The organism is Lysinibacillus sp. NPDC096212, from assembly GCF_044763105.1.
In the GTDB taxonomy this organism is placed as follows: Bacteria; Bacillota; Bacilli; order Bacillales_A; family Planococcaceae; genus Lysinibacillus.
In genome coordinates this window covers 229371-253046 of the sequence record NZ_JBIWFQ010000001.1, presented here as the reverse complement: position 1 = coordinate 253046, position 23676 = coordinate 229371, and the positions used below count along the sequence as shown (strand labels likewise).

The following is a 23676-nucleotide window of genomic DNA, read 5'->3' as shown; positions in this document are numbered from 1 at the left end:
TTATGTCCTAGCCTCAACCTTTAAGATTGTTTTTTTAACTGTAAAATGACAGTTTCATCAGGGTCGATGTATAAAGTCTTTTGTTCAAAGTAAATAACAAAACCAGGTTTAGAGCCATTTGGTTTTTTTACCTGACGTATTTCTGTGTAATCTACAGGAACAGAGGAAGAGTCTCTTGCTTTTGAAAAATAGGCAGCAAGTGTTGCAGCTTCTCGTAATGTTGTTTCGTCAGGTTCACTTGTATGGATGACAACATGTGAGCCTGGAATATCCTTCGTATGCAACCAAATATCTGTGCGTTTAGCAATTTTAAATGTAAGCATGTCATTTTGTTTGTTATTTTTTCCTACAGAGATCGCTACACCTGTTGAAGAGACATAACGTTCAGGCTCAGGCTTCGCTTGTTTTTTCTTTTTTCGTGCATGGCGTAATTTCAAATAACCTTGTTCTGCTAATTCTTCGCGAATTTCTTCAATATCTCCAGGAGCAGCTTGTTGTACCTGCTGAGCAAGCATTTCGAAATAGGTAATTTCTTCTTGCGTTTTTTCTAACTGTTCTTGAACCATAATAAGGGCATTTTTTGCTTTTGTGTATTTTGTGTAATAGCTTTGAGCGTTTTCAACAGGTGTTTTACGTTCACTCACTGGAATAGTGATTTCTTCATCCCCAGTTTCACTATAATAGTTAGTGACAGTTACTTCCTTTACACCTTTTTCAAATGCGTAAACATTCGCCATCAGTAATTCTCCAAATAATTGAAACTGATCTAGCTTAGATGCGCGTTCGTAGTCTTTATTTAACTTTTTAGTTTTTAATATAAGCTTGTCAATTTCATTTTGTAGCCATCGCTCCAAATCACCAGCCTGCTGTTTAACACGATCACGCTCAGCTCGAGCGAAGAATACACGGTCAAGTAGCTCATGGACATTTGGATAAATCGTTACATCTCCTTGTAAATGTGTAAGCGCGATTGGTGAGAAGTACGTTTTATTATTTGCGATTACATACATCGGCTTTGTTCCACCATTATTAAAGGAAGCTATAAAATTTTTAAAGCAATTTACACGATCATCTGTATCTGCTAATCGGAATAATAATTCCTCAGCATGGATAGGTGAGAAACCAATAAATTGCGAAACTACTTCCTTAGCCGTTTTTGGTTCAGAGAAAAACAGTGTAAGCTGTTCGTCGGTTACTGCTAGAGGGTGCCATTTATTCTGTGCGGGCGGTGCGATATAAGGCTGACCAGGTAAAACTGTACGGAAACTATTCACGGAAGGTGACAAATGCTTTAAGCTGTCGACTATTTTTCCCTGTTCCTTATCTATTAATAACAGGTTACTGTGACGGCCCATAATTTCAGCATGTAATTCCCTTACAATAGGGTCGCCTATTTCATTTTTACTTTCAATTTCTACTATTATAATTCGATCAAAATCGTGCTGTTTAATAGAAGAAATAAAACCACCCTCTATATGCTTTCTCAACAGCATACAAAACATTGGGGGTTCTGCTGGATTTTCTATAGATTGCTCAGTAAGGTGAACACGTGCGTAAGAAGGGTGAATCGAATAAAGTAATTTATGATTGCTTCCGTTCGCACGGATATGTAGAACTACTTCCTGAGCGTTTGGTTGATGTATTTTAGTGATCCGACCTGTTACTAATTGTTGTAAGTCGGCTGTCATTGAATAAGTAAATAAGCCATCAAATGCCATATGAATTCCTCTTTCCAACGATATAAGCATCCTTGGTACTTTCGTATTTTATATTTTAACAGGTGTATTGATTAACCATTTCTATTGCAAATTACATAAAAGGTGCAGATTTCCGTTACGGGCTACTTGCTTTCCTGCGGGCGAGCGTCGAGCCGCTTCCTCCGCTTCGCTCCGTGCAGGGTCTCGTCTGTCTCGCTTTCCCGCGGGAGTCAAGTAGCCCTTCACTACAATCTGCTAAAAATGGGCACATTTAAGCAAAATATCAACAAAAAATCGCTCGATAGCATAACAAGGTTTTCTTAATCAACACACCTTATAGTTAAATCCATTTATATGCTCATCACCATAGTTTGTGGTTGATTTTCGTTACGGCTGGGCGCTTTGTTGTTGACGCTTCGCTTTCGCGCAGATAAAACATTTGTTGTTGCTGTCGCTACGCTATCGCACAGAGCAAAGCTTCCTGGGGGCGGTGGGCCAGCACGATGCTGGTCACGAAGGCGTTATCAAAGGAAGTGATGGTTTTAGCCTGCGTTCCTCTATTGCTGATTCCCGAGGAGTTGCCCAGTCTCCACTTCAATCAGCTTCTAGACATGGCATAAATTTTACCAAAGGTCAGCCCTTCTTTTGGTGATGAGTTTTTTCTTATGTTTATCATAGCATTTTTTAGGTGAATATTAAAATATAGCTTCATATGTGGTAGAATTAACTTTTGCTCTATCTTCATTCAGTAGGTGTTTTCCCACCTACTGAATGAAGATAGAGCCTCCGGACGCAATTACGCCAAGGCGAAATTGATCTAATTTTTTACGGTGAGACACGTCATAAATGACAGAGCTTATGTTATAATAATCCCAGTATGCAAAGAAAGGTGTGACGAACCTTGGTGCGTAGTATGACTGGTTTTGGCAGAGGTGTCACAACAACAACAGACTTTCAATTAACCGTAGAAATGCGCTCGGTCAACCATCGATTTTTAGAAATCAATGCAAAATTCCCGAAAGAATGGCTTGAAGCAGAAATTTTTGCAAAGAAATTAATTTCACAAGCTTTGTCACGTGGCAAAATTGATGTGATGGTTTATGTTAAGGATTTAGAGAACGTCGAGCAATCTATTGAAATTAATTGGTCATTAATTGAAGCGTATCGTAAGGCAAAAGAGCAATTAGCAAGTAAAGTACCACTAGAAGAAAAATGGACAATGCAAGAGCTACTATCACTTGAACAAGCGCTTGTACAGGAAAAGCCACAGCTCACACCTGAGGATTTACTCTGTGCTGTTGAAAAGGCTATTTCACAAGCACTTGAACAGCTCATTCAAATGCGTGAGCGTGAAGGGCAAGAATTGCATGATGTTGTTGTACAATATAAAGAACAGTTAGTGGAACAAGTGAACCACATTCGTTCATGTGCCTCTCTTGCTGTAGAAAAATATCGTACACGATTATCGGAAAGAATTTCTCAAGTGGCGGATGGAGCGTTGTTAGAAGATCGTCTACTTGCCGAAGTAGCGATATTCGCAGAACGTGTGGACATCACTGAAGAATTGGACCGATTAGATAGTCATTTTAATCAACTGGAAGAAACATTACAAGAAACGATTTCAGTTGGCCGTAAATTAGACTTTTTAATGCAGGAAATACACCGCGAGATCAATACGATTGGTTCAAAAAATCAATCAACAGAGGCGGCCGTTGCAGTAGTTCAGGCGAAAACAATTTTAGAAAAGATGCGCGAGCAAGTTCAAAATATCGAATAGCTTGCTTTGTATCTGTTATAAATTAAGGGAGATATAGAGAATAAATGATAAAAGAACGTGGATTATTAATTGTTCTGTCTGGCCCATCTGGTGTAGGTAAAGGGACAGTGCGAAAAGAATTATTTTCTCAGCCGAATACGAATTATGAGTATTCCATCTCGATGACAACACGAAATCCTCGCGAAGGTGAAGTAGATGGTGTAGACTATTTTTTCAAGACACGTGAAGAATTTGAAGCGTTGATTGAACAGGGTGGCTTGTTGGAGCATGCTGAATTTGTAGGGAATTATTACGGAACGCCGTTAGCCTACGTAAATGAAACACTTGATGCAGGACGTGATGTGTTTTTAGAAATTGAAGTGCAAGGTGCTGCACAAATCCGCAAAAAGGCACCAGATGCATTATTTATTTTCTTAGCCCCACCAAGCTTAACGGAATTAAAAGACCGTTTAGTTGGTCGAGGGACGGAAACAGCAGACGTTATTGCGAAGCGTATTGCAACTGCAAGCGAAGAGCTCGAAATGATGAGCCTTTATGATTATGTAGTTGAAAATGATGAAGTGACAAATGCTTGTGATCGTATAAATGCGATTATTAAAGCAGAGCATTGTCGTAGAGAACGTGTTGAAAAAAGATATTTGTCAATGTTGAGAGGAGAATAAAACTATGTTATACCCATCAGTAGATACATTAAAAAAAGAAATCGATTCAAAATACTCTTTAGTAAGTCTAGCATCTAAACGTGCTCGTCAAATGCAAGAGGAACAAGACACTGAACGTTTACACAAGTATGTTTCCCATAAATACGTAGGGAAAGCGCTTGAAGAAGTAGCGGCAGGTGTACTTACGAAAGTATCACAGGATGAGTCAACTGTGTACGAAGACGAAATCTAACATTGATAAATAAGCTTTTGCCAAATTAATGTTAAAGTCTGCAGTGGATTTTTGATTATACAGAATGTCGAGAGCTCCCGGGGAATGTTCCTTTGGGAGCTTATCATTTGAAAGGACGATTGTGCATGAATAAAAATATTTTACTTTGTGTTTCAGGTGGCATAGCAGTTTATAAGGCTGTCGCTCTAGTTAGCAAGCTATCTCAGGCAGGAGCAAATGTAAAGGTTATCATGACAGCATCAGCAAGACAATTTGTGAATCCGCTGAGCTTTCAAGTTATGTCCAAAAATGATGTTTTTTTCGATACTTTTGATGAAAAGGATTCGAGTGTTATTGCCCATATTGATTTGGCGGATTGGGCAGATTTAATTTTAGTTGCACCAGCTACCGCAAATGTCATAGGTAAACTGGCGAATGGAATTGCAGACGATATGGTAACGACGACCTTGCTTGCAACTACTGTCCCTGTATGGCTTGCACCAGCGATGAATGTACATATGTATGACCATCCAGCGGTAAAACGAAATTTGGCTCAGTTACAATCTGATGGCTATCAATTTATTGAGCCTTCGGAAGGATTTTTGGCATGTGGCTATGTTGGCAAAGGTCGTTTAGAGGAGCCAGAAAAAATTACGGCGATTGTGCAAGAATTTTTTTCAGAGAAGCTTAAGCTATTAGCTGGTAAAACGGTAGTGGTTACAGCTGGGGCGTCTTATGTTCCAATGGACGAGCACCATGTAATTAGTACGCAGGCGAATAGTAGAATTGGTCAGGCAATAGCAAAAGAGGCAAAAACACTTGGGGCAAATGTAATCCTTATAGATGAGGACGAAGCAAGCGTGCATAAACTCTTTGAGCAGCTTGAAGATTATAAAAAACAATATCCATCTGCATTTTTTATCCATGCAGCAAATACGCCTACAATTGAAGGGGCACCGATACTATCCGTAGAAGGCATGACCGTAATAACTTTTGGGCAAAAGGTTATTGGAAAGCCAATGTTAACAATTACGTCTGACACGTGGATTGATTTTAGTGACACGGCAGAAGTAAAAGGTCAAATATGGGATACGACAAATGCCATGCAGTTTGCGCAAGCATTTTGGACATATTTATTACAAGGTGAGAAGCAATGAGTTTGTTGATTGCAGAGGTTATAGTGGATGTTTCAACATACCATGTAGATCGTCCATTTGACTATGAAGTGCCTACAGAATGGGCACATATTATCGAGATGGGCTGTCGTGTAAAAGTACCGTTTGGGCCAAGAAATGTTCTAGGCTTTGTGGTCGGATTAAAAAATGAAACAGAAGTACCATCTAATAAATTAAAGTCTATTGCGCAAATTTTAGATATAGAGCCTGTATTAACCGAAGAAATGCTGTTAATGGCGAAGTGGTTGAAAAACGAAACGATTTGTTATGAAATTGATGCCTTACAGGTCATGCTCCCATCAGCGCTTCGAGCGAAGTATGAAAAAATCATAACGCTATTAGAGGAGAAAGATGCTTTGCCAGATGAGGCGCAAGCTATTTTTGGTAAGCGACAACAGGCTAATTTCAAAGAATTCGAGCGTGCAGAATTACTTCCTTTATTAAAACAGCTTATTACTAATAAAATTGTAAAAATAGAAAATGTTGTGAAGCAGCAAGGCAATGTGAAAGAAATACGGATGGTCAAAATTTCCGATCATCAGCAAGATATCCACAAAGCAATGGAAGGTGCAGTGAGAGCAGCTAAACAACGCCAGCTGATTGAATGGATGGGCAGTCATCTAGGAGAGGTCCTTTTGCCACAGAAAATCTATGAGGAAACAGGTGCATCTCCCGCGGTATTACAGTCGGTTATTGACAAAGGGGCCGCCCATTTTATACAAGAAGAGGTGTATCGTGATCCCTTTACGAAGGAGGTTTCCCGTACGCAATCTTTACAATTGACGGAAGAGCAGCACATTGCACTTAAGGCTATTAACGGGTCGATGGAAGAACAGACGGCGCAAACTTTTTTACTACACGGCGTCACGGGAAGCGGTAAAACTGAAATATATTTGCAAGCGATACAAAAGGTGTTAGATGAAGGTAAGGAAGCCATTATGCTAGTGCCTGAAATATCATTAACACCACAAATGACAGAGCGTTTTCGTAGTCGTTTTGGTGAGATGGTTGCTGTGATGCATAGTGGCTTATCTGTCGGTGAAAAGTATGATGAATGGCGTAAAATTCAGCAAGGAAAAGTAAGTGTTGTTGTTGGAGCTCGTTCAGCCATTTTCGCACCTTTTACAAATTTAGGCCTCATTATTTTAGATGAAGAGCATGAATCAACCTACAAGCAAGAAGATTCACCTCGTTATCATGCTAGAGATGTAGCGATTTGGCGAAGTGAATTTTACAAATGTCCTGTTATATTAGGTAGTGCAACGCCTGCACTTGAATCATTTGCGAGAGCAAAGAAGGGCGTATATAGTTTGCTATCCTTAAAGCAACGTGCTTTGCACCAACCGCTACCAACTGTTTTTATTGCCGATATGCGAGAAGAACTTCAAAAAGGGAATCGTTCTATGTTTTCGGAGCAGCTTATTGATGCTATACGTATAAGGCTTGAGAAAAAAGAACAGATGGTGCTGTTTTTAAATCGTCGTGGCTATTCTTCTTTTGTGCTTTGTCGTGATTGTGGGACGGTTGTACAATGTCCGAACTGTGACATCTCATTAACGTATCATCGGACAACCGAGAAATTAAAATGTCATTATTGCGGTTATGAGGAGCGTGTTCCTCAAATATGTCCACAATGCCAGAGTGAGCATATTCGTTATTTCGGTACGGGAACACAAAAAGTCGAGGAAGAAATTTATAAGCTATTTCCTGAGGCAAGGGTTCTCCGAATGGATGTTGATACCACAAAGCAAAAGGGTGCACATGAAGAAATTTTGCAAGCATTTGGAGAAGGACAGGCAAATATTTTGCTAGGGACGCAAATGATTGCTAAAGGTCTTGATTTTCCTAATATTACGCTTGTTGGTGTACTTAGTGCTGATACATCTCTGCACCTACCTGACTACCGTGCAGCGGAGCGTACATTCCAATTATTAACGCAGGTTAGTGGTAGAGCTGGACGTCATGAAAAGCATGGTGAGGTTATTGTTCAATCGTATACACCAGAGCATTATGCAATTGAATTGGCCAAAATACAAGATTACGAGCCATTTTACGAACGTGAAATGTTTTTACGTCGCCGCTCTAGCTATCCACCGTATTATTATGTAGCGCTTGTTCAAATATCTCATGAGGATGTCATGATGGCAGCAGAGTATGCTGGAAGGGCAGCGGATTGGCTAAGGGAAAACTTATCAAACAAGGTAGCAATTATTGGACCAACAACTGCAAGTATTAGTCGTCTCCAAAATAGATATCGTTATCAATGTTTGATAAAATATAAAATTGAACCAAATCTCATTCCTGTATTACAGCGCCTTTTAGCGATGTATCGAGGGGAATGGATTAAACAGGGAATATTAATGACGGTAGATTTAGATCCGTCAACTATATAAAATGATTCATCACTCAAAGTTTGGGATGACATTTTGTTAAAACTGATGTCATGAGGATAAGTTGATTGGAGTGGAGATTGGGCGACTCCTTGGGGATTAGCAATAGAGGAACGAAGGCTAAAACCATCACATCCTGTGATAACGCCTTCGTGACCAAAATCGGTGCTTTCGCACATATAAAACATTTGTTGCCCCAACGCCCCAGGAAAGCGCCCAATCGGAACGGAAATCAACTACGAGTTATGATGCTGAGCATATTAAATGCTGACAGAGTCGTAGCTAGTGATATGGAGTCCAATTAAATAAGGTATAACTTTAAATCAGGCGTGTTGATTAGGTAAATATAGGTTTGTTATTGGCTGATAGAAAGATTTTTTTGTTGCTATCTTGCTAATATTTTCCCATTTTTTACTGATTGTAGCGGAGGGCTACTCGACTCCCGCGGGAAAGCGAGACAGACGAGACCCTGCACGGAGCGCAGCGGAGGAAGCGGCTCGACGCTCGCCCGCAGGAAAGCGAGTAGCCCGTAGCGGAAATCAGAGCCTTCTAAATAATTTGAGTGGTTAAAAATAACTAATCAACACACTTGACCTTAAATATAGAAATGAGGAACATAAGATGGCAATTAAAAAAGTTGTTGAACATCCAGCAAAGGTACTATCAACGCCGTGCGCGGAAGTAAAAGAAATTAATGAAGAAATTATTACATTACTAGATGATTTATATGACACAATGGTTGAATACGATGGTGTTGGTATTGCTGCACCGCAAATAAATGTAGGATTACGTGTTGCCATTGTCGAGCTTGGCGAGGAACGAGATATTTTAGAAATGATTAATCCGACTGTCATTGAAACAGATGGCGCTGAAGTAGATATTGAAGGATGCTTAAGCTTCCCAGGATTATACGGTGAGGTTGAACGACCTGACTATGTGAAAATTGAAGCATGTGACCGTGAAGGACGTGTATATGAGTTAGAAGCGGGAGGCTTTGATGCACGAGCAATTTTACATGAAATCGATCATTTAGATGGCGTGCTATTTGATTCAAAAATCAAACGCATTTTAACTGAAGAAGAGCTTGAAGCAATGTACGCTGAAGAGGAGGAATAATATGACTTCAATAATTTTTATGGGAACACCTGATTTCTCAGCGCCAATTTTGCGTATGCTACATCATGAAGGTTATGATATTAAAGCTGTAGTTACACAACCAGATCGTCCAGTTGGGCGTAAGCGTGTGCTAACACCACAACCTGTTAAGGTAGCAGCGATGGAGTTAGGTTTACCTGTTATTCAGCCTGAAAAGCTACGTGGTTCTGAGGAATTACAGCAAATTATTGATTTACAGCCTGACCTAGTCGTAACAGCTGCTTTTGGACAAATTTTGCCGAAAGAATTGCTAGATGCACCACCGCTTGGTTCCATTAACGTCCATGCGTCACTTTTACCAAAGTATCGTGGAGGAGCACCTATTCACCAAGCAATTATTGATGGTGAAAAAGAGACGGGTGTAACGATCATGTATATGGTGGAAAAGCTTGATGCAGGTGATATCATATCTCAAAAGGCTATCCCAATTGAAGAGGAAGATCATACAGGTGGACTATTTGATAAGCTAAGTGCTGTAGGCTCTGATTTATTAAAAGCTACACTTCCTTCTATTATTAATGGAACGAATAATCGTACCGTGCAGGATGAAGCACAAGTAACCTTTGCAAGCAATATTTCACGTGAGCAAGAACGTATCGATTGGACAAAGGATGCTACAACTTTATACAATCAAGTGCGTGGTCTTCATCCGTGGCCAGTTGCCTATACAACATTTGAAGATGGCAACTTTAAAATTTGGTGGGCACAAGTTGGTAACACAAAGCATGATACTTTACCAGGTGAGGTTGTTGCGATTTCAAAGGATTATTTTGAAGTTGCAGCAGGAAATGGTACAACACTTGCCTTGTATGATGTACAACCAGCTGGTAAAAAACGCATGACAGCAGAGGAATATTTGCGTGGTACAGGTTCTAAATTACAGATCGGGGACCAATTTAAATGAGTAAAAAAAGCGTAGTAATTTGGGATGGAAATGTGCGCGATGCTGCACTTTCTATTCTGTTAGCAGTAGATAAAAATCAAGCCTATAGTAATTTGCTTTTAAATGAAACAATCAAGCGACATAAAATTGAAGCGAAGGATCGTGCGCTTTTAACAGAAATTACGTATGGTACTTTACAATATAAAATGACACTCGATTACTATTTAGAGCCATTTATCCGTGGCTCAGTGGATCATTGGGTGCGCTGGCTTTTACGTTTATCTTTATATCAAATGCATTATTTAACACGTATCCCACCACATGCAGCGGTAAATGAGGCTGTAGAAATTGCTAAGCGTCGAGGTCACAAAGGGATAGCTTCAATGGTCAACGGTATTTTACGTTCTATTTTACGTCAGGGTGTAGCTTCTACTGATGACATTAAAGATCCAATTGAGCGTCTTGCTATTGAAACGAGTCATCCCGAATGGTTAGTGCAACGCTTTGTAGATAACTACGGTATTGAAGTAGCGGCTGAAATGCTACATGAAAATAATGTACCTCCAGTGCAGACTGTACGTGTAAATACGACGAAAGCAAGCGTTGAGCAAGCGATTGCCAGTATAGAAGAGGAAGGTTTAGCAGCGAAGAGAAGCGAGCTAATGCCTGAATGTTTACATGTAACAAATGGTCAGCCAGCTCGAACAAAGGCATTCCAAGAAGGGCTTATTACTATTCAGGATGAAAGCTCAATGATTCCAGCAAATGTTTTGCATCCATCACCTGGCATGCGCGTCTTAGATATGTGTGCAGCTCCGGGAGGAAAGACAACACATATAGCTGAGATTATGAAAAATGAAGGTTCAATTTTAGCGACTGACCTTCACCCTCATAAATTAGATTTAATCGACCATAATACGGATCGTCTAGGGATTGATATCGTAGAGACTGCTCCGATTGATGGACGTAAGGCACCGGATTTTCTACAACCAGAATCATTCGATGCTATTTTAGTCGATGCACCTTGTAGTGGTTTAGGTGTTATGCGCCGTAAGCCAGATATTAAATATACAAAGCGAGAAGAAGATTTAGAAAGCCTCCAAAAAATACAATTGGCACTATTAGATGCTGCAACAAAAGTATTGAAAATAGATGGCAAGCTTGTGTACAGTACATGTACAGTAGATAAAAGGGAAAACGAAGGTACTGTAGAAGCCTTTTTAACAACGCATCCAGAAATGGAAGCTATACAACTAGAATCTTTACCAACAAAATTAGCGGAAAAGCAAGCAAATGGCATGCTTCAAGTCTTTCCACAAGACTTTGGTAGTGACGGTTTCTTCGTTGCCGCCTTTCGTAAAAAAGGAGGATCCAACTGATGGTGGATCAAGAGAAATTTAATGAGCGCATTAACGACTTAGTTGAAGAAGCGGAAGACAAGCCTGTTCGACGCGCGAAAAAAGAAAAACCAACTTTAAAGGAATCGGTATACTCATTACAGCCGGACCAATTAGAAGAATGGTTAAAGGAAAATGGTGAAAAACCATTCCGTGCAGCACAAATTTTTGATTGGCTTTATAATAAACGTGTAAAAACATTTGAAGAGATGTCTAACCTTTCAAAAGGATTACGTGAAAAGCTAGAAGCAAGTTTTTCTTTAACGACATTGTCAACAATTATTAAACAGGAATCTAAAGATGGTACGATAAAGTTTTTATTCCAACTACAAGACGGCTATTCTATTGAAACTGTATTAATGCGTCATGAATATGGGAACTCTGTTTGTGTGACGACACAAGTAGGCTGCCGAATTGGCTGTACGTTTTGTGCGTCAACTTTAGGTGGATTAAAACGTCACTTATTAGCAGGGGAAATCGTGGAGCAAGTTGTCAAAGTACAACAAACTTTAGATGAATTGGACGAACGTGTGTCACATATCGTCATTATGGGTATTGGAGAACCTTTCGATAATTATGAAGCGATGATGAACTTCTTAAAAGTCATCAACCATGAAAAAGGGTTAAATATTGGTGCTCGTCACATCACTGTCTCAACATCAGGAATTGTTCCTAAAATTTACGAATTCGCTGATGAACAACTACAAATTAACTTTGCAGTATCCTTGCACGCACCAAACCAAGAGGATCGTCAAAAACTGATGCCAATTGCACGTGCTTATAAATTAGATGAATTAATGGAAGCCGTTCGTTACTATACTAAAAAAACTGGCCGACGTGTTACTTTTGAGTATGGTTTAATGTCTGGTGAAAATGATTCTGTTGAAATTGCAGAAGAATTATCTGCATTAATAAAAGGACTTAAATGCCACGTGAACTTAATTCCTGTAAACTACGTACCAGAACGTGATTATGTTCGCACATCCCGTAGTCAAATTTTTGCCTTTGAAAAAACTTTAAAGAAGAATGGTATTAACGTAACGATCCGCCGAGAGCAAGGTTCTGATATTGCTGCTGCGTGTGGTCAATTACGTGCGCAAGAGAGATCTGAAGAGACGAGGTGACCAGTGTTGAAATACACAGTCGAAAGTGATATTGGGTTAAAACGAGCAATTAATGAAGACCGTGCGGCATTTTTTAAACGTCCAGACGGGCTTGCACTAGCACTTGTAGCAGACGGCATGGGTGGTCATAATGCTGGCGATGTAGCGAGTGATATGGCGATGAAGCAGATAGAATCCGTTTTTTTACAGGCAGAGGCACATCATTTTGCATCAACAACATCAAAAAAAGAGTGGTTATTACAAGCGGTCAAGCAATTGAATAAAAGTATATACGACTATTCTTTATCACACGAAGACTGTAAAGGAATGGGCACGACGTTTATTGCAGTGTTAATTGAAAAAAATCATTGCTTTATCGCACATGTTGGTGATAGTCGTGTGTATTATTTCTTTGATGATGGTGCACAACAAATAACAAGAGATCACTCCTATGTAAATGTTCTGGTTGAAAATGGTGAAATTAGTGAAGAGGAAGCGTTGACGCATCCGAAGAAAAATTTCATCTTAAAAGCAGTTGGTACAGAAGAATCGATCGAACCTGACTTTTATGAAGTTGATTTAGCATCAGAATCGTATTTACTCATTTGCTCTGACGGTTTAAGCAATAAACTTACAGTGTATGAAATGGCATCAATTATTACGTATCCGGATTCAATAGAAGAAAAAGGACGAAAACTTGTGGAATTAGCAAATGCAAGCGGGGGAGAGGACAATATCTCCCTCGTGCTACTCACAAGGCTAGATGAGGAGGTGTAAGTATGCTTGTAGGTAAACGAATTAGTGATCGCTATAAAATTATAGGGCTAATTGGTGGCGGTGGTATGTCCAATGTTTATTTAGCACATGACATGATTTTAAACCGTGATGTAGCGATCAAAATATTACGCTATGATTTTACCAATGAGGATGAATTGCATCGCCGTTTTCAACGTGAAGCACTTTCTGCTACAAGCCTTACACATCCAAATATCGTTAGTGTTTATGATGTAGGTGATGATGGTGATCTACATTATATTGTGATGGAGTATGTCCAAGGAAAAACATTAAAGCAGTACATACAGGAATTTGCACCAATTTCTCCTGCTAGAAGTGTGCATATTATGAAGCAGTTAACATCAGCAATTGCCAATGCTCATGAAAATCATATTATCCATCGTGACATTAAACCTCAAAATATTTTAATGGACGCTGAAGGAAATGTGAAAATAACTGATTTTGGCATAGCGATGACGCTTAGTGCAACGTCATTTACACAAACGAACTCCGTACTAGGAACGGTGCATTATTTATCACCAGAGCAGGCTCGTGGTGGTACGGCAACAAACAAATCTGATATTTATGCACTTGGCATTGTTTTATATGAATTATTAACAGGGGAATTGCCGTTTTCAGGCGAGTCAGCTGTTTCAATCGCGCTTAAACATTTACAATCCGAGACACCGTCCGTTCGTGCATTCGATGCTACAATACCTCAAAGCGTTGAAAATGTTGTGCTAAAAGCTACAGCGAAAGATGCTTCTCATCGTTATTCAACTGTAGAAGAAATGCAGGCAGATTTAGAAACAATTTTATCGCCAAATCGAATCAATGAACCAAAGTTTGTCATACCGGAAGATAATGATGTGACAAAGGCTATTCCGATTATAAAAGAGCCAATTATACGTAAAGACGAAGATTTAACGAAGACCAGAGTAATCGAACCAATTACACAAGCAAAGCCGAAACCCGAGGCTAAGAAGCCTGTGGAAAAGACAGCACCTGTAAAGAAAAAGATAAAATGGCCAATATATGTTGCTGGACTATTAATAGCGGCTATCGCCATCTTCCTATCCCTTTATTTTGGCACAGATCTATTTATTCCTAAAAAGACGCCTGTACCTAGTGTGGCTAATATGACAGTTGAGGAAGCTACGAAGAAATTAGTGGCTGAAGGTTTTACTGTTGGTAAAGAACCTCAGGAGCGTTATGATGAGGACGTTGAAAAGGGTAAAGTCATTGAAACAGACCCTGCAGAGAGTACAGAGCGTATAAAAGGTACGGAAATTGATTTAATCGTCAGTCTTGGAGTAGAAACGACGAAAGTGGAAGATTATAGAGGACAGCAAATCAGCCAAGTTAAATCAATATTAGAGGGTGGTAAATTTTCAGACCCAGATATTAGTTGGGTGCATTCAACAGAACGAGAAGGAACAATTATTGATCAAGAGCCTAAACCTCAAGAAGAGGTAATCGCTAAAGATACAAAGATGAAATTTACGGTAAGCGCAGGTATACAAATGGTTACCGTAGGTAATGTTGTGAATTACACGAAGGCTGAAATGGATGAGTATGTAAGAAGTAAAGGCTTAAAATGGAGTATTGCCCGTGAAGACTATCATAATACAGTAGCTGCCGGAAGTGTTATTTCCCAATTGACAAGAGCTGGGACTGAAGTTGAACCAGGCTCTACAATAGCTGTTGTTATAAGTAAAGGACCTGCCGAAAAACCTGTAAAAACTATGGTGAAAACTGTGCATGTGGAAATACCATATGAACCAACAGAGGAAGGTATGGAGCAATCTATTCGTATTGAAATTGAAGATAAAGACCATACAATGTCAACAGCTGCCGATGAATTTACTATTACGGCTAATAAACCGTATAAAATACAGCTTGTCATTGAAGAGGGCAAAGTAGGCGCATATAAAATTATACGTGATTCGCAAATTATTGAGGAAGACAGTTTCAATTTTGATGATGTTAAATAAGGGGGAATTGGATGGCGCAAGGCCAAATACGTAAAGCATTAAGCGGTTATTACTATGTATATGATGGAGAACAACTAATACAATGTCGAGGACGTGGGGTTTTTCGCAATCGCGGGGAATCCCCACTCGTTGGCGACAATGTAGAATATACTCTGGAAACAGAGGGATCAGACGGTACTATTCAAAAAATTATGGAACGCCAAAATGAATTAGTACGTCCTCCAATAGCCAATATTGATCAAGGGATTTTAGTATTTTCTGTAAAGGAACCTAATTTTAATACAATTTTACTGGATCGTTTCTTAGTTGTTTTAGAGTCATTTCATGTTCATCCGATTATTTGTTTAACAAAGATGGATTTGCTAGAAGGTCATGAACGCGAGGAATTGCAAAGCTATATAGCAGATTATGAAAGCATGGATTATACAGTGCTACAAACCTATAAAGGTGAGGAAGAATTAGTTGATCGTCTACAACCTATTTTAAAGGGAAAAAGTTCCGTGTTAGCAGGGCAATCTGGAGTTGGGAAATCTACACTACTTAATACATTGATTCCAGATTTAAATTTGAAAACCGGAATTATTTCACAAAGCTTAGGGCGAGGAAAACATACGACTCGCCATGTCGAATTAATCGAGGTATGTGACGGCTTATTAGCAGATACTCCAGGATTTAGTTCGTTTGATTTTGATGAAATAGAAAAAGAAGAATTAGGCGCATGCTTCCCTGAAATGGCCCGTATGGCAGATGATTGTAAATTTAGAGGCTGTTTACACTTAAAGGAGCCAAAATGTGCAGTAAAGGTAGCTGTTGAGGCGGGAGAAATTCGTGACTATCGTTATAAACACTACAAACAATTTATGCAAGAAATTATGGATCGAAAGCCGAGGTATTAATGATGATACAAATAGCACCATCAATTTTAGCAGCGAACTTTGCTAAATTAGGAGAAGAAGTTAAAGAAGTAGAAAAGGCAGGGGCACAGCTTATTCATATCGATGTTATGGATGGTCATTTTGTGCCAAATATTTCTTTTGGCTCTATTGTATTAGACGCCATTCGTCCTTTAACTAATTTACCACTAGACGTTCATTTGATGATCGAAAATCCTGATCAATATATTGAACAATTCGCCAAAGCAGGAGCAGACTATATTACGGTGCATGTAGAAGCTTGCCGCCATTTACACCGTACAATTCAATTAATTCGCTCGTATGGAGTCAAACCTGGTGTTGTATTAAATCCACATACACCAATAGAATCTATTCAACACATTTTAGAAGATATTGATATGGTGTTGTTCATGACAGTGAATCCAGGGTTTGGTGGGCAAAAATTCATTCATTCTGTTGTGCCAAAAATTGAAGCATTAGCAGCTATTATTAAAGAACGTAATCTCGATATTGCTATAGAGATTGACGGTGGTATTAATGCAGAGACTATTATTCCTTGTGCCAAAGCAGGAGCAACAATTTTTGTAGCTGGTTCCGCTATTTATAGTAAAGAAGATCGTACCGCGGCCCTACAGGAAATTTTAGCTGCTGGTGAGGCTGCGATTCAAGGATGACAGTAGTCGTTGTTTGTGCAGGTGGGCCAAGAGCGGAACTCTGTTCATTTAGCCCGTATAAAGAACAAAGTGATGTGTTATTTATCGGAGCAGACCGAGGAGCGCTATATTTAATCGAGCAAGGAATCACACCGCATGCCATAGTAGGAGATTTTGACTCACTATCGCAAGAGGAATACAAGCTGGTGATGGCACATACAAATGATAGACAACGATTCCAGGAAGAAAAAGATGAAACGGATACGGACTTAGCGTTATTAAAAGCTTTGACCTATACACCGCAAGAAATTGTACTTACAGGTGTTACAGGTGGTCGTTTAGATCATTATGAGGCAGCGGTTCGTTCGATTTATCGGTTACAAAAAGAGCATCCGCAGGTAGTATTGAAGATTATTAATCATGCAAATATGTTGCAATTTTTAATGCCGGGCAAGCACTTCATTGAAGCAGACGAACAATACCGTTATTTATCTTTCTTTGCACATGAAGAGCCGATTAAAGATGTGACATTAAGGCATGTAAAATATGAAACAACAAATGAAGAAATCTCTCTTGGTACATCTCGCTTTACAAGTAATGAAATAATAGGGAATTCAGGGTCTATATCTTTCTCGCAAGGCATATGTTTAATGATAAGAAGCATAGATTAGCGTAAGGGGGAGAGAGTCCTGAAAGTATATACGTTCCAGCTGCCGAAATTTGTAAGTAGTATTACGCGTACATGTATCAACATTTTTAAAAAAGAAAAGAAAGTAAAAAAATCCGACTAACACTAGTCGGATTTTTACTTTTTGGGAAATAAATGTATCTGTGAAATTAATGTAGCATGTAAAAAAATATGGTGCTTCAGCAAAGCGAGGGGTTAATTTCCGTTCCGACTGGGCGCTTTGTTGTTGCTGTCGCTACGCTTTCGCACAGAGCAGAGCTTCCTGGGGGCATCCGATGAGCCGCTTCACTCGCGTTGCTCGCTCCAGGGTCTCGGGCCAACACGAGGTTGGTCACGAAGGCGTTATCACAGGACGTGATGGTTTTAGCCTTCGTTCCTCTATTGCTGATCCCCAAGGAGTCGCCCAGTCTCCACTCCAATCAACAACTTCACATAGCATGCGACAGCAACAACAAATGGACAATCACATCACTGTTAGTAGTTACTCTGTTCAAATAAGGTGAGTAGCTATACCGTTCATTTTTGACATGCATAAAATTGATAAAAGATGAAGATTGTTAATTTCTGCAGATTGTTGCTGCTATATGTAATGAAAGCCGCTAGGAATTACTATGAGAAGTAATTTCTAGCGGCATAGTCATTTTATTATATAAATATTCACAAAGGCGGTTGGTAGTTTGCCTAGTTATTGAGACAGAAAAAAATCGATTTTGCGCCAAATGCGAAAATCGATTTTTTGGAAGCGACGATTAAACGCGCTCGATTTTACCTGATTTTAATGCACGAGTAGAAACCCATACACGTTTTGGTTTACCGTCTACTAAGATACGAACTTTTTGAAGGTTAGCACCCCAAGAACGTTTGCTAGCGTTCATAGCGTGGGAACGGTTGTTACCAGTACGAGCTTTACGCCCAGTGATTACACATTGTTTTGGCATGTTGTATTCCCTCCTTACTGTTAATGCTGAAAGATTATTATTTCAGTTCGGTATTTCACATACCATAATAATTTAACATACGATGACGTTCAGTGCAATAGTTTTCACATAACCTTTCAAGAAAAAAACCTTTACAGACAAAAAGTACTTGTTAAATAATGGTTGTTGATTTCTAGGTGTTACAATTCCTGGTATATAGTAGCTCGATTTTAACCCGCACTAACTGCACGCCCGATTTGTATGTAATATATAAAAATAAAATAGTTTTTTAATTAGGCTCGTTGAATTAAAGTACCCACCTATCAGCATAATGGATAGATGGGTACTTAAGTGGTCTTTATGTTTATTTTGAACTTCTATGAATAAAAAATTTATATATTTTTTTGAAGACGAAAAGCATACCCAATCCCTTTGTTTGAATTAAAACTAAATGACCTAAATATTTTGGTGTATCCATGAACGTAACTTTTCAGCGTAGAAAGGTCGTTCGTCAGGATCTGTGTAGTAACCTTTCGTCATGTAAAGATTGTCACCTTCATATCTTGGATATACATGAAGATGATAATGCCACACATCTTGATTTCCCGCAGGTTCATTATGCTGCCGAGTAGAAATCCCATCACAACCGTATGTATTTTTCATTGCAAATGCTGTTAATTGAGCAACACGATGGATTTCAGTAGCCATTTCTGCTGGAAGTTCATATATATTTTCAAAATGTTCGTTCGGAACAACTAGAACATGTCCTTTATTGTTCGGCCACCATTTACTCGCAATAAATGCTGTTACATGTTTGTTTTGATAAATAATGTCTTTTTGTTTTGTACCATTATTTTGTTTTTCTTTCCCTGATACAATCCGACAAAATGGACACTCATAATTTTTTGGCTTATGAGAATACAACTTAGCACACCACCATTTCCTTATGTATATAAATATTGAAATATTTATCAATACTTTTATTATATAAGGAAATCAGAAAGAGGGTATGAAAATAAAATTTCTACGCCACCTTTAAAATCTTTATTATCTTTAATGACTTTAATATTTTTTAAACATTTTATGAATATATAGATGCCTAGAATGTTGTTCAGTAAGGAAAAATTCCGCTCCGTGCTACTCTATTTCTTGATGGTGAGCGTCGAGCCACTTCTGCCGTAACAGTACGATGACACTTCATTTTCGCAGAAAACATTGATTGCTTCCGCTACGTTACATTTCGCTTTCGCACAGACAAAACCCAGTTGTTGCCCTGACGCCCCCGGAAAACGCCCAGCCGGAACGAAAATCAACCCCTTGCTTTGCCGAAGAATCATTTTTTTACATAACATTTTCATTTCATTGAAACAATAGTTTTACAAAAAACATGGAAGTTGATTTTTGAAATAAAGCATCAGCTTTTTTATTTTTTTTGAGAATATTTTATGCAGCGAAGTGAAATGCCGCTATAAAGTTTTGTTTTTGACTACATGAAACCTGCCTAGCAATATGGTAGGTTTTTTGAGCTTTTTTAAAGGTCGAGCTAATCTTGTTCAATTTTCAACGATTTTGCAAAGATTACTTGTATTTTTCATTATTTAGACGATAAATAAAGAACAAATTATTGCAAGATTGTTTATTAGGGGCGGAAGTTATGGGAAATCAAGAAGAGCTAGCTCTCTCTATACAAAAAGAAATGATTCAATTTAATTTAAAACGCATGCGAACAGTAGCATGGATATTGATGTATATATCAGCCATTATTACAATTATTCATTATGGCGAGGTCTTCTTTGTGAAAACAGAAAGAGCGATGGTGCCAGCTTATATAGCCATCCACACTATTCTGTTTTATCTAGATCTAGCGGTGTTATTATTTGTGAAAGAAAAGAAACTTAAGGTTACATTCCTTAATTTACGAAAATACGAAACGATCTTACTTGTTTACATCTATACAATATTGTTATTAATTACTGTCATAACCGTAATGGACGTTTATTTCTTTAAACATACGGCTCTTTATGAGGTGCTGTTTTTATTGATTTGCACTGTTTTTGCTATCCCTTTCCTGAAAATTTTTTGGATTATGTTAATAACAGTGTCGCCAATTTTAATAAGTGCTTATTTGAGTGTTGGAATATCAGGTGAAAGTATTAAAATATTTTTACCGATGTCCCTTATTATTCCCATAGGGCTAATGATTCAGCGTCATACTTATAAAGTTCAAAGTAAAATTACGAAGCAACATATTTTATTACAAGAAGAAATGAAAAAATCTAAGAATTTGTCAAAATTATTAGCTGAGAAAAATAATGAACTATCAGAGCAAGTGCTTCGGGACACGTTGACAAATTTACCTAATCGACGAGCCTTTAATAATAAATTGACACAAATAGGGCAACAACTTAGTAAACCATCATCTTTATCGGTCATGATGATTGATATTGATTTCTTTAAAAATTTAAATGATTATTACGGTCATTTACAGGGTGACGAAGCATTGATAAAGGTGGCTGCTCTATTAGATGAAATTGCAGAAAAGTATAATGCATTTGCAGCGCGGTGGGGAGGCGAAGAGTTTGTAATCGTTAGTCAGCATGCCGCAAAGTTTTCAGAGCATGTTTGTGAGGAAATTTTAGAGGAAGTACGCAACTTAAATATTCGTCATGAACGTTCGGAAGTAGCTGATATTGTAACAGTCAGCATCGGGATGTGTCATGCCAAAATTTCAAATAGCGAGCAACTGAAAATATGCTGTGAATTAGCTGATCAAGCACTATACACAGCAAAACAAAACGGTCGTAATAACTTTTACTGCAAAAGTGGAAATTTCGATGAAGATGTATGTTTACCTTTTTAATGTCAGTAAAACGTTGATACAATGCGCTTTCATGCCTTCTAAGGTTGCTTAATGCATAACGAAAGTGTTACAATATCATTTAGTCAAAAAGAGCCAAGGGGGCATTTCTATGTCAATTGAATTAAACAATGAATTCGGCCAAATTGATATTTCAACAGATGTACTTGCACAAATAGCTGGTGGCGCTGCTGTAGAATGCTACGGTATTGTTGGCATGGCATCTAAACATCAAATTCGTGATGGTCTAACTGATATTTTACGTAAAGAAAATTTTGCAAAAGGTGTTGTTATTCGAAAACAGAACGACGATTTACATATTGATATGTACATTATTGTTAGTTACGGGACAAAAATTTCGGAAGTTGCTTATCAAGTACAATCGAAAGTGAAATATACAGTGGATAAAACATTAGGTATGAGCGTGAAATCTGTCAATATCTTTGTGCAGGGCGTTCGTGTAGCGAATGATTAAGAGGAGGAACTAATTCTAATGCAGTCTTTAGACGGAATAAAGTTTGCAGAAATGGTGCAAATGGGTGCTCATCACCTATTCCAAAATGCAAATTATGTTGATTCATTAAATGTATTTCCAGTACCAGATGGTGATACAGGAACGAATATGAACTTATCGATGACATCTGGGGCAAAGGAAACGGAGCAGTATGCGTCAGAACATATCGGCAAAACAGCTCAAGCTTTATCAAAAGGTTTACTTATGGGAGCACGCGGAAATTCAGGCGTTATTTTATCGCAGTTATTCCGTGGCTTTGGTAAATCGATCGAAAAAGAAGCGACAATTGATGCCATGGGCTTTGCCGGTGCCTTCCAAGCAGGCGTAGAAACTGCTTATAAAGCAGTAATGAAGCCAGTTGAAGGAACGATTTTAACGGTTGCACGTGAAGCGGCGAAAAAAGGTGTAGAAGTGGCAGAAACTGAAACCGATATCATTGCAGTGATGGAAGCATTTACTGCTGAAGCACAGGCTTCGTTGCAACGTACGCCTGAACTTCTTCCTGTTCTAAAAGAAGTCGGTGTTGTAGATAGTGGCGGTCAGGGTCTTCTATTTGTGTATGAAGGATTTTTAGCATCTTTAAAGGGCGAGCCATTACCGGTGAAAAATGAAGCAACTTTAGATGATTTAATTAATGCAGAACATCATAGAGCACAAGATTTCATGAATACTGTGGATATTGAATTTGGTTATTGTACAGAAATCATGGTACGTTTTGAAGAAGGAAAAGAGCCATTTAGCGAAGAACAATTCCGCAATGAATTAAATCCTCTAGGTGATTCTTTACTCGTTATTTCAGATGAAGAAATTGCAAAAGTGCATATTCATTCTGAACAACCAGGCGCTGTTTTAGCAATGGGTCAAAAATATGGTAGTCTTATTAAAATTAAAGTCGACAATATGCGTGAACAGCATTCTGCCATTGTTGGTGAGGATCATAAAGCTCCTTCTTCAGCTAAAAAAGCAGAAAAGCACCCATATGCAATTGTAACGATTGCAATGGGCGAGGGAGTTGCTGAATTACTTCGTTCAATTGGTGCCTCTTATGTTATTGAAGGCGGTCAAACAATGAACCCTTCAACTGAAGATATTGTGAAGGCAGTACAAGAAATTGGTGCTGAAAAAGTATTGATTTTACCAAATAACAAAAATATCGTGATGGCAGCAGAACAAGCAGTAGAGCTTTTAGATATAGAAGCGGCTGTAGTTCCAACGAAAACAATCCCTCAAGGTATGGCAGCAATTTTATCGTTTAATCCAGAAGCGGCAGTTGAAATGAACCAAGCAACAATGACAGAAGCCTTCGCAAATGTTAAAACTGGCCAAGTAACTTATGCAGTTCGAGATACATCTATTGATGGTGTGGAAATTCATAAGGATGATTTCATGGCTCTTGCAGAAGGGAAAATTGTATTATCTACTCCAGCATTAAAAGATGCTGCTGAGAAGGTGATTACTGATTTGGTGGATGAAGATGCAGAAATTGTAACAGTCATCTATGGTGAGGATACAACCGAAGAAAATGCCTCAGAATTAGTGAAATTCATTGAAGAGAATTATCCAGAGGTTGAAGTAGAGTTATTTAATGGTAAACAAGGATTATATCCATATATTATTTCAGTAGAATAATTCACTCTACTTTGCGCATAAGTAGACAAAGCAGTGCACAAGCCGTGTACTGCTTTTGTTTATGGTACAAGGAGAATAGGGGATAATAAACGAGCTAAATTAGCTAAAAATAAATGATTTGATGTATGCATCCAGTGGACACTGAACTTGGAAATACTGGAATATCAGCATTTTGAAATTATTGTGTATACGGAGTAGACAAAAGTTAATCTATATTTCCGTTGTGTAAATTATAGTCGTGTAAATTTTCTGAAAGTTGATAAAGAAGTGCTTTACTTTTATAGTAACTATCAAGCATGATATAAAT

22 protein-coding genes are annotated in these 23676 nt (G+C 38.5%); 19 read left to right on the top strand and 3 right to left on the bottom strand.

Annotated features, from left to right (window positions below):
• Positions 1-20 precede the first annotated feature (20 nt).
• Positions 21-1718, bottom strand: a complete 1698-nt coding sequence (locus ACIQ7T_RS01220; RefSeq protein ID WP_402868192.1) for an Rqc2 family fibronectin-binding protein — start codon at positions 1716-1718, stop codon at positions 21-23.
• Between the two features lie 880 nt (positions 1719-2598).
• Here ACIQ7T_RS01220 and ACIQ7T_RS01215 point away from each other — a divergent pair.
• The 16 genes from ACIQ7T_RS01215 (at position 2599) to ACIQ7T_RS01140 (ending at position 17955) form a co-directional block, all read left to right on the top strand.
• Entirely contained in the window at positions 2599-3474 is an 876-nt protein-coding gene (locus tag ACIQ7T_RS01215) for a YicC/YloC family endoribonuclease (RefSeq protein WP_402868191.1), read from the top strand.
• 44 nt (positions 3475-3518) lie between these two features.
• On the top strand, positions 3519-4136 hold the full coding sequence (gene gmk / locus ACIQ7T_RS01210; RefSeq protein ID WP_132357484.1) for a guanylate kinase: 618 nt from the start codon (positions 3519-3521) through the stop codon (positions 4134-4136).
• 4 nt (positions 4137-4140) lie between these two features.
• Positions 4141-4368 (top strand): DNA-directed RNA polymerase subunit omega, encoded by a 228-nt coding sequence (gene rpoZ, locus ACIQ7T_RS01205; RefSeq protein ID WP_053483349.1) that lies wholly within the window; start codon positions 4141-4143, stop codon positions 4366-4368.
• A gap of 125 nt (positions 4369-4493) precedes the next feature.
• Positions 4494-5504: a bifunctional phosphopantothenoylcysteine decarboxylase/phosphopantothenate--cysteine ligase CoaBC gene (coaBC, locus tag ACIQ7T_RS01200; protein WP_402868188.1), complete on the top strand. Its 1011-nt coding sequence runs from the start codon at positions 4494-4496 to the stop codon at positions 5502-5504.
• Complete coding sequence (gene priA, locus ACIQ7T_RS01195; RefSeq protein ID WP_370075272.1) at positions 5501-7915, top strand: primosomal protein N'; 2415 nt, start codon at positions 5501-5503, stop codon at positions 7913-7915. Before coaBC ends, priA begins: the two co-directional genes overlap by 4 nt.
• Positions 7916-8533: 618 nt before the next feature.
• Entirely contained in the window at positions 8534-9028 is a 495-nt protein-coding gene (gene def / locus ACIQ7T_RS01190; protein WP_049668389.1) for a peptide deformylase, read from the top strand.
• A gap of 1 nt (position 9029) precedes the next feature.
• Positions 9030-9971: a methionyl-tRNA formyltransferase gene (gene fmt / locus ACIQ7T_RS01185; RefSeq protein ID WP_370075271.1), complete on the top strand. Its 942-nt coding sequence runs from the start codon at positions 9030-9032 to the stop codon at positions 9969-9971.
• Positions 9968-11329 (top strand): 16S rRNA (cytosine(967)-C(5))-methyltransferase RsmB, encoded by a 1362-nt coding sequence (gene rsmB, locus ACIQ7T_RS01180; protein ID WP_402868186.1) that lies wholly within the window; start codon positions 9968-9970, stop codon positions 11327-11329. Before fmt ends, rsmB begins: the two co-directional genes overlap by 4 nt.
• The gene (gene rlmN, locus ACIQ7T_RS01175; protein WP_370075269.1) at positions 11329-12471 is read left to right on the top strand and encodes a dual-specificity RNA methyltransferase RlmN; all 1143 of its coding nucleotides are present in this window, start codon (positions 11329-11331) and stop codon (positions 12469-12471) included. Before rsmB ends, rlmN begins: the two co-directional genes overlap by 1 nt.
• A gap of 6 nt (positions 12472-12477) precedes the next feature.
• Positions 12478-13227, top strand: coding sequence for a Stp1/IreP family PP2C-type Ser/Thr phosphatase (locus tag ACIQ7T_RS01170; RefSeq protein ID WP_402868268.1), 750 nt, complete (start codon positions 12478-12480; stop codon positions 13225-13227).
• Between the two features lie 2 nt (positions 13228-13229).
• Positions 13230-15218 carry a Stk1 family PASTA domain-containing Ser/Thr kinase gene (pknB, locus tag ACIQ7T_RS01165; protein ID WP_402868184.1) on the top strand — a complete coding sequence of 663 codons (1989 nt, stop codon included), beginning with the start codon at positions 13230-13232 and terminating at the stop codon, positions 15216-15218.
• A gap of 11 nt (positions 15219-15229) precedes the next feature.
• Positions 15230-16114 (top strand): ribosome small subunit-dependent GTPase A, encoded by an 885-nt coding sequence (gene rsgA / locus ACIQ7T_RS01160; protein ID WP_402868182.1) that lies wholly within the window; start codon positions 15230-15232, stop codon positions 16112-16114.
• A 2-nt stretch (positions 16115-16116) separates the two neighbouring features.
• Positions 16117-16785 (top strand): ribulose-phosphate 3-epimerase, encoded by a 669-nt coding sequence (gene rpe, locus ACIQ7T_RS01155; protein ID WP_402868180.1) that lies wholly within the window; start codon positions 16117-16119, stop codon positions 16783-16785.
• Positions 16782-17435, top strand: a complete 654-nt coding sequence (locus ACIQ7T_RS01150; protein WP_402868178.1) for a thiamine diphosphokinase — start codon at positions 16782-16784, stop codon at positions 17433-17435. The genes rpe and ACIQ7T_RS01150 overlap by 4 nt, the downstream gene beginning before the upstream one ends.
• Positions 17436-17453: 18 nt before the next feature.
• Positions 17454-17555, top strand: coding sequence for a stage V sporulation protein SpoVM (spoVM, locus tag ACIQ7T_RS01145; RefSeq protein ID WP_100544041.1), 102 nt, complete (start codon positions 17454-17456; stop codon positions 17553-17555).
• Between the two features lie 172 nt (positions 17556-17727).
• On the top strand, positions 17728-17955 hold the full coding sequence (locus tag ACIQ7T_RS01140) for a hypothetical protein (protein ID WP_370075264.1): 228 nt from the start codon (positions 17728-17730) through the stop codon (positions 17953-17955).
• A 246-nt stretch (positions 17956-18201) separates the two neighbouring features.
• Here ACIQ7T_RS01140 and rpmB read toward each other — a convergent pair whose 3' ends face one another.
• The gene (gene rpmB, locus ACIQ7T_RS01135) at positions 18202-18390 is read right to left on the bottom strand and encodes a 50S ribosomal protein L28 (RefSeq protein ID WP_370042904.1); all 189 of its coding nucleotides are present in this window, start codon (positions 18388-18390) and stop codon (positions 18202-18204) included.
• 435 nt (positions 18391-18825) lie between these two features.
• Positions 18826-19293, bottom strand: a complete 468-nt coding sequence (locus ACIQ7T_RS01130; protein ID WP_370075263.1) for an HIT family protein — start codon at positions 19291-19293, stop codon at positions 18826-18828.
• Between the two features lie 730 nt (positions 19294-20023).
• On the opposite strand from ACIQ7T_RS01130, the gene ACIQ7T_RS01125 reads away from it, so the two are divergent.
• The 3 genes from ACIQ7T_RS01125 (at position 20024) to ACIQ7T_RS01115 (ending at position 23369) form a co-directional block, all read left to right on the top strand.
• Positions 20024-21229, top strand: coding sequence for a GGDEF domain-containing protein (locus ACIQ7T_RS01125; protein ID WP_402868175.1), 1206 nt, complete (start codon positions 20024-20026; stop codon positions 21227-21229).
• 109 nt (positions 21230-21338) lie between these two features.
• Complete coding sequence (locus tag ACIQ7T_RS01120; RefSeq protein WP_132357473.1) at positions 21339-21701, top strand: Asp23/Gls24 family envelope stress response protein; 363 nt, start codon at positions 21339-21341, stop codon at positions 21699-21701.
• An 18-nt stretch (positions 21702-21719) separates the two neighbouring features.
• Entirely contained in the window at positions 21720-23369 is a 1650-nt protein-coding gene (locus ACIQ7T_RS01115; RefSeq protein WP_370075261.1) for a DAK2 domain-containing protein, read from the top strand.
• Positions 23370-23676 lie beyond the last annotated feature (307 nt).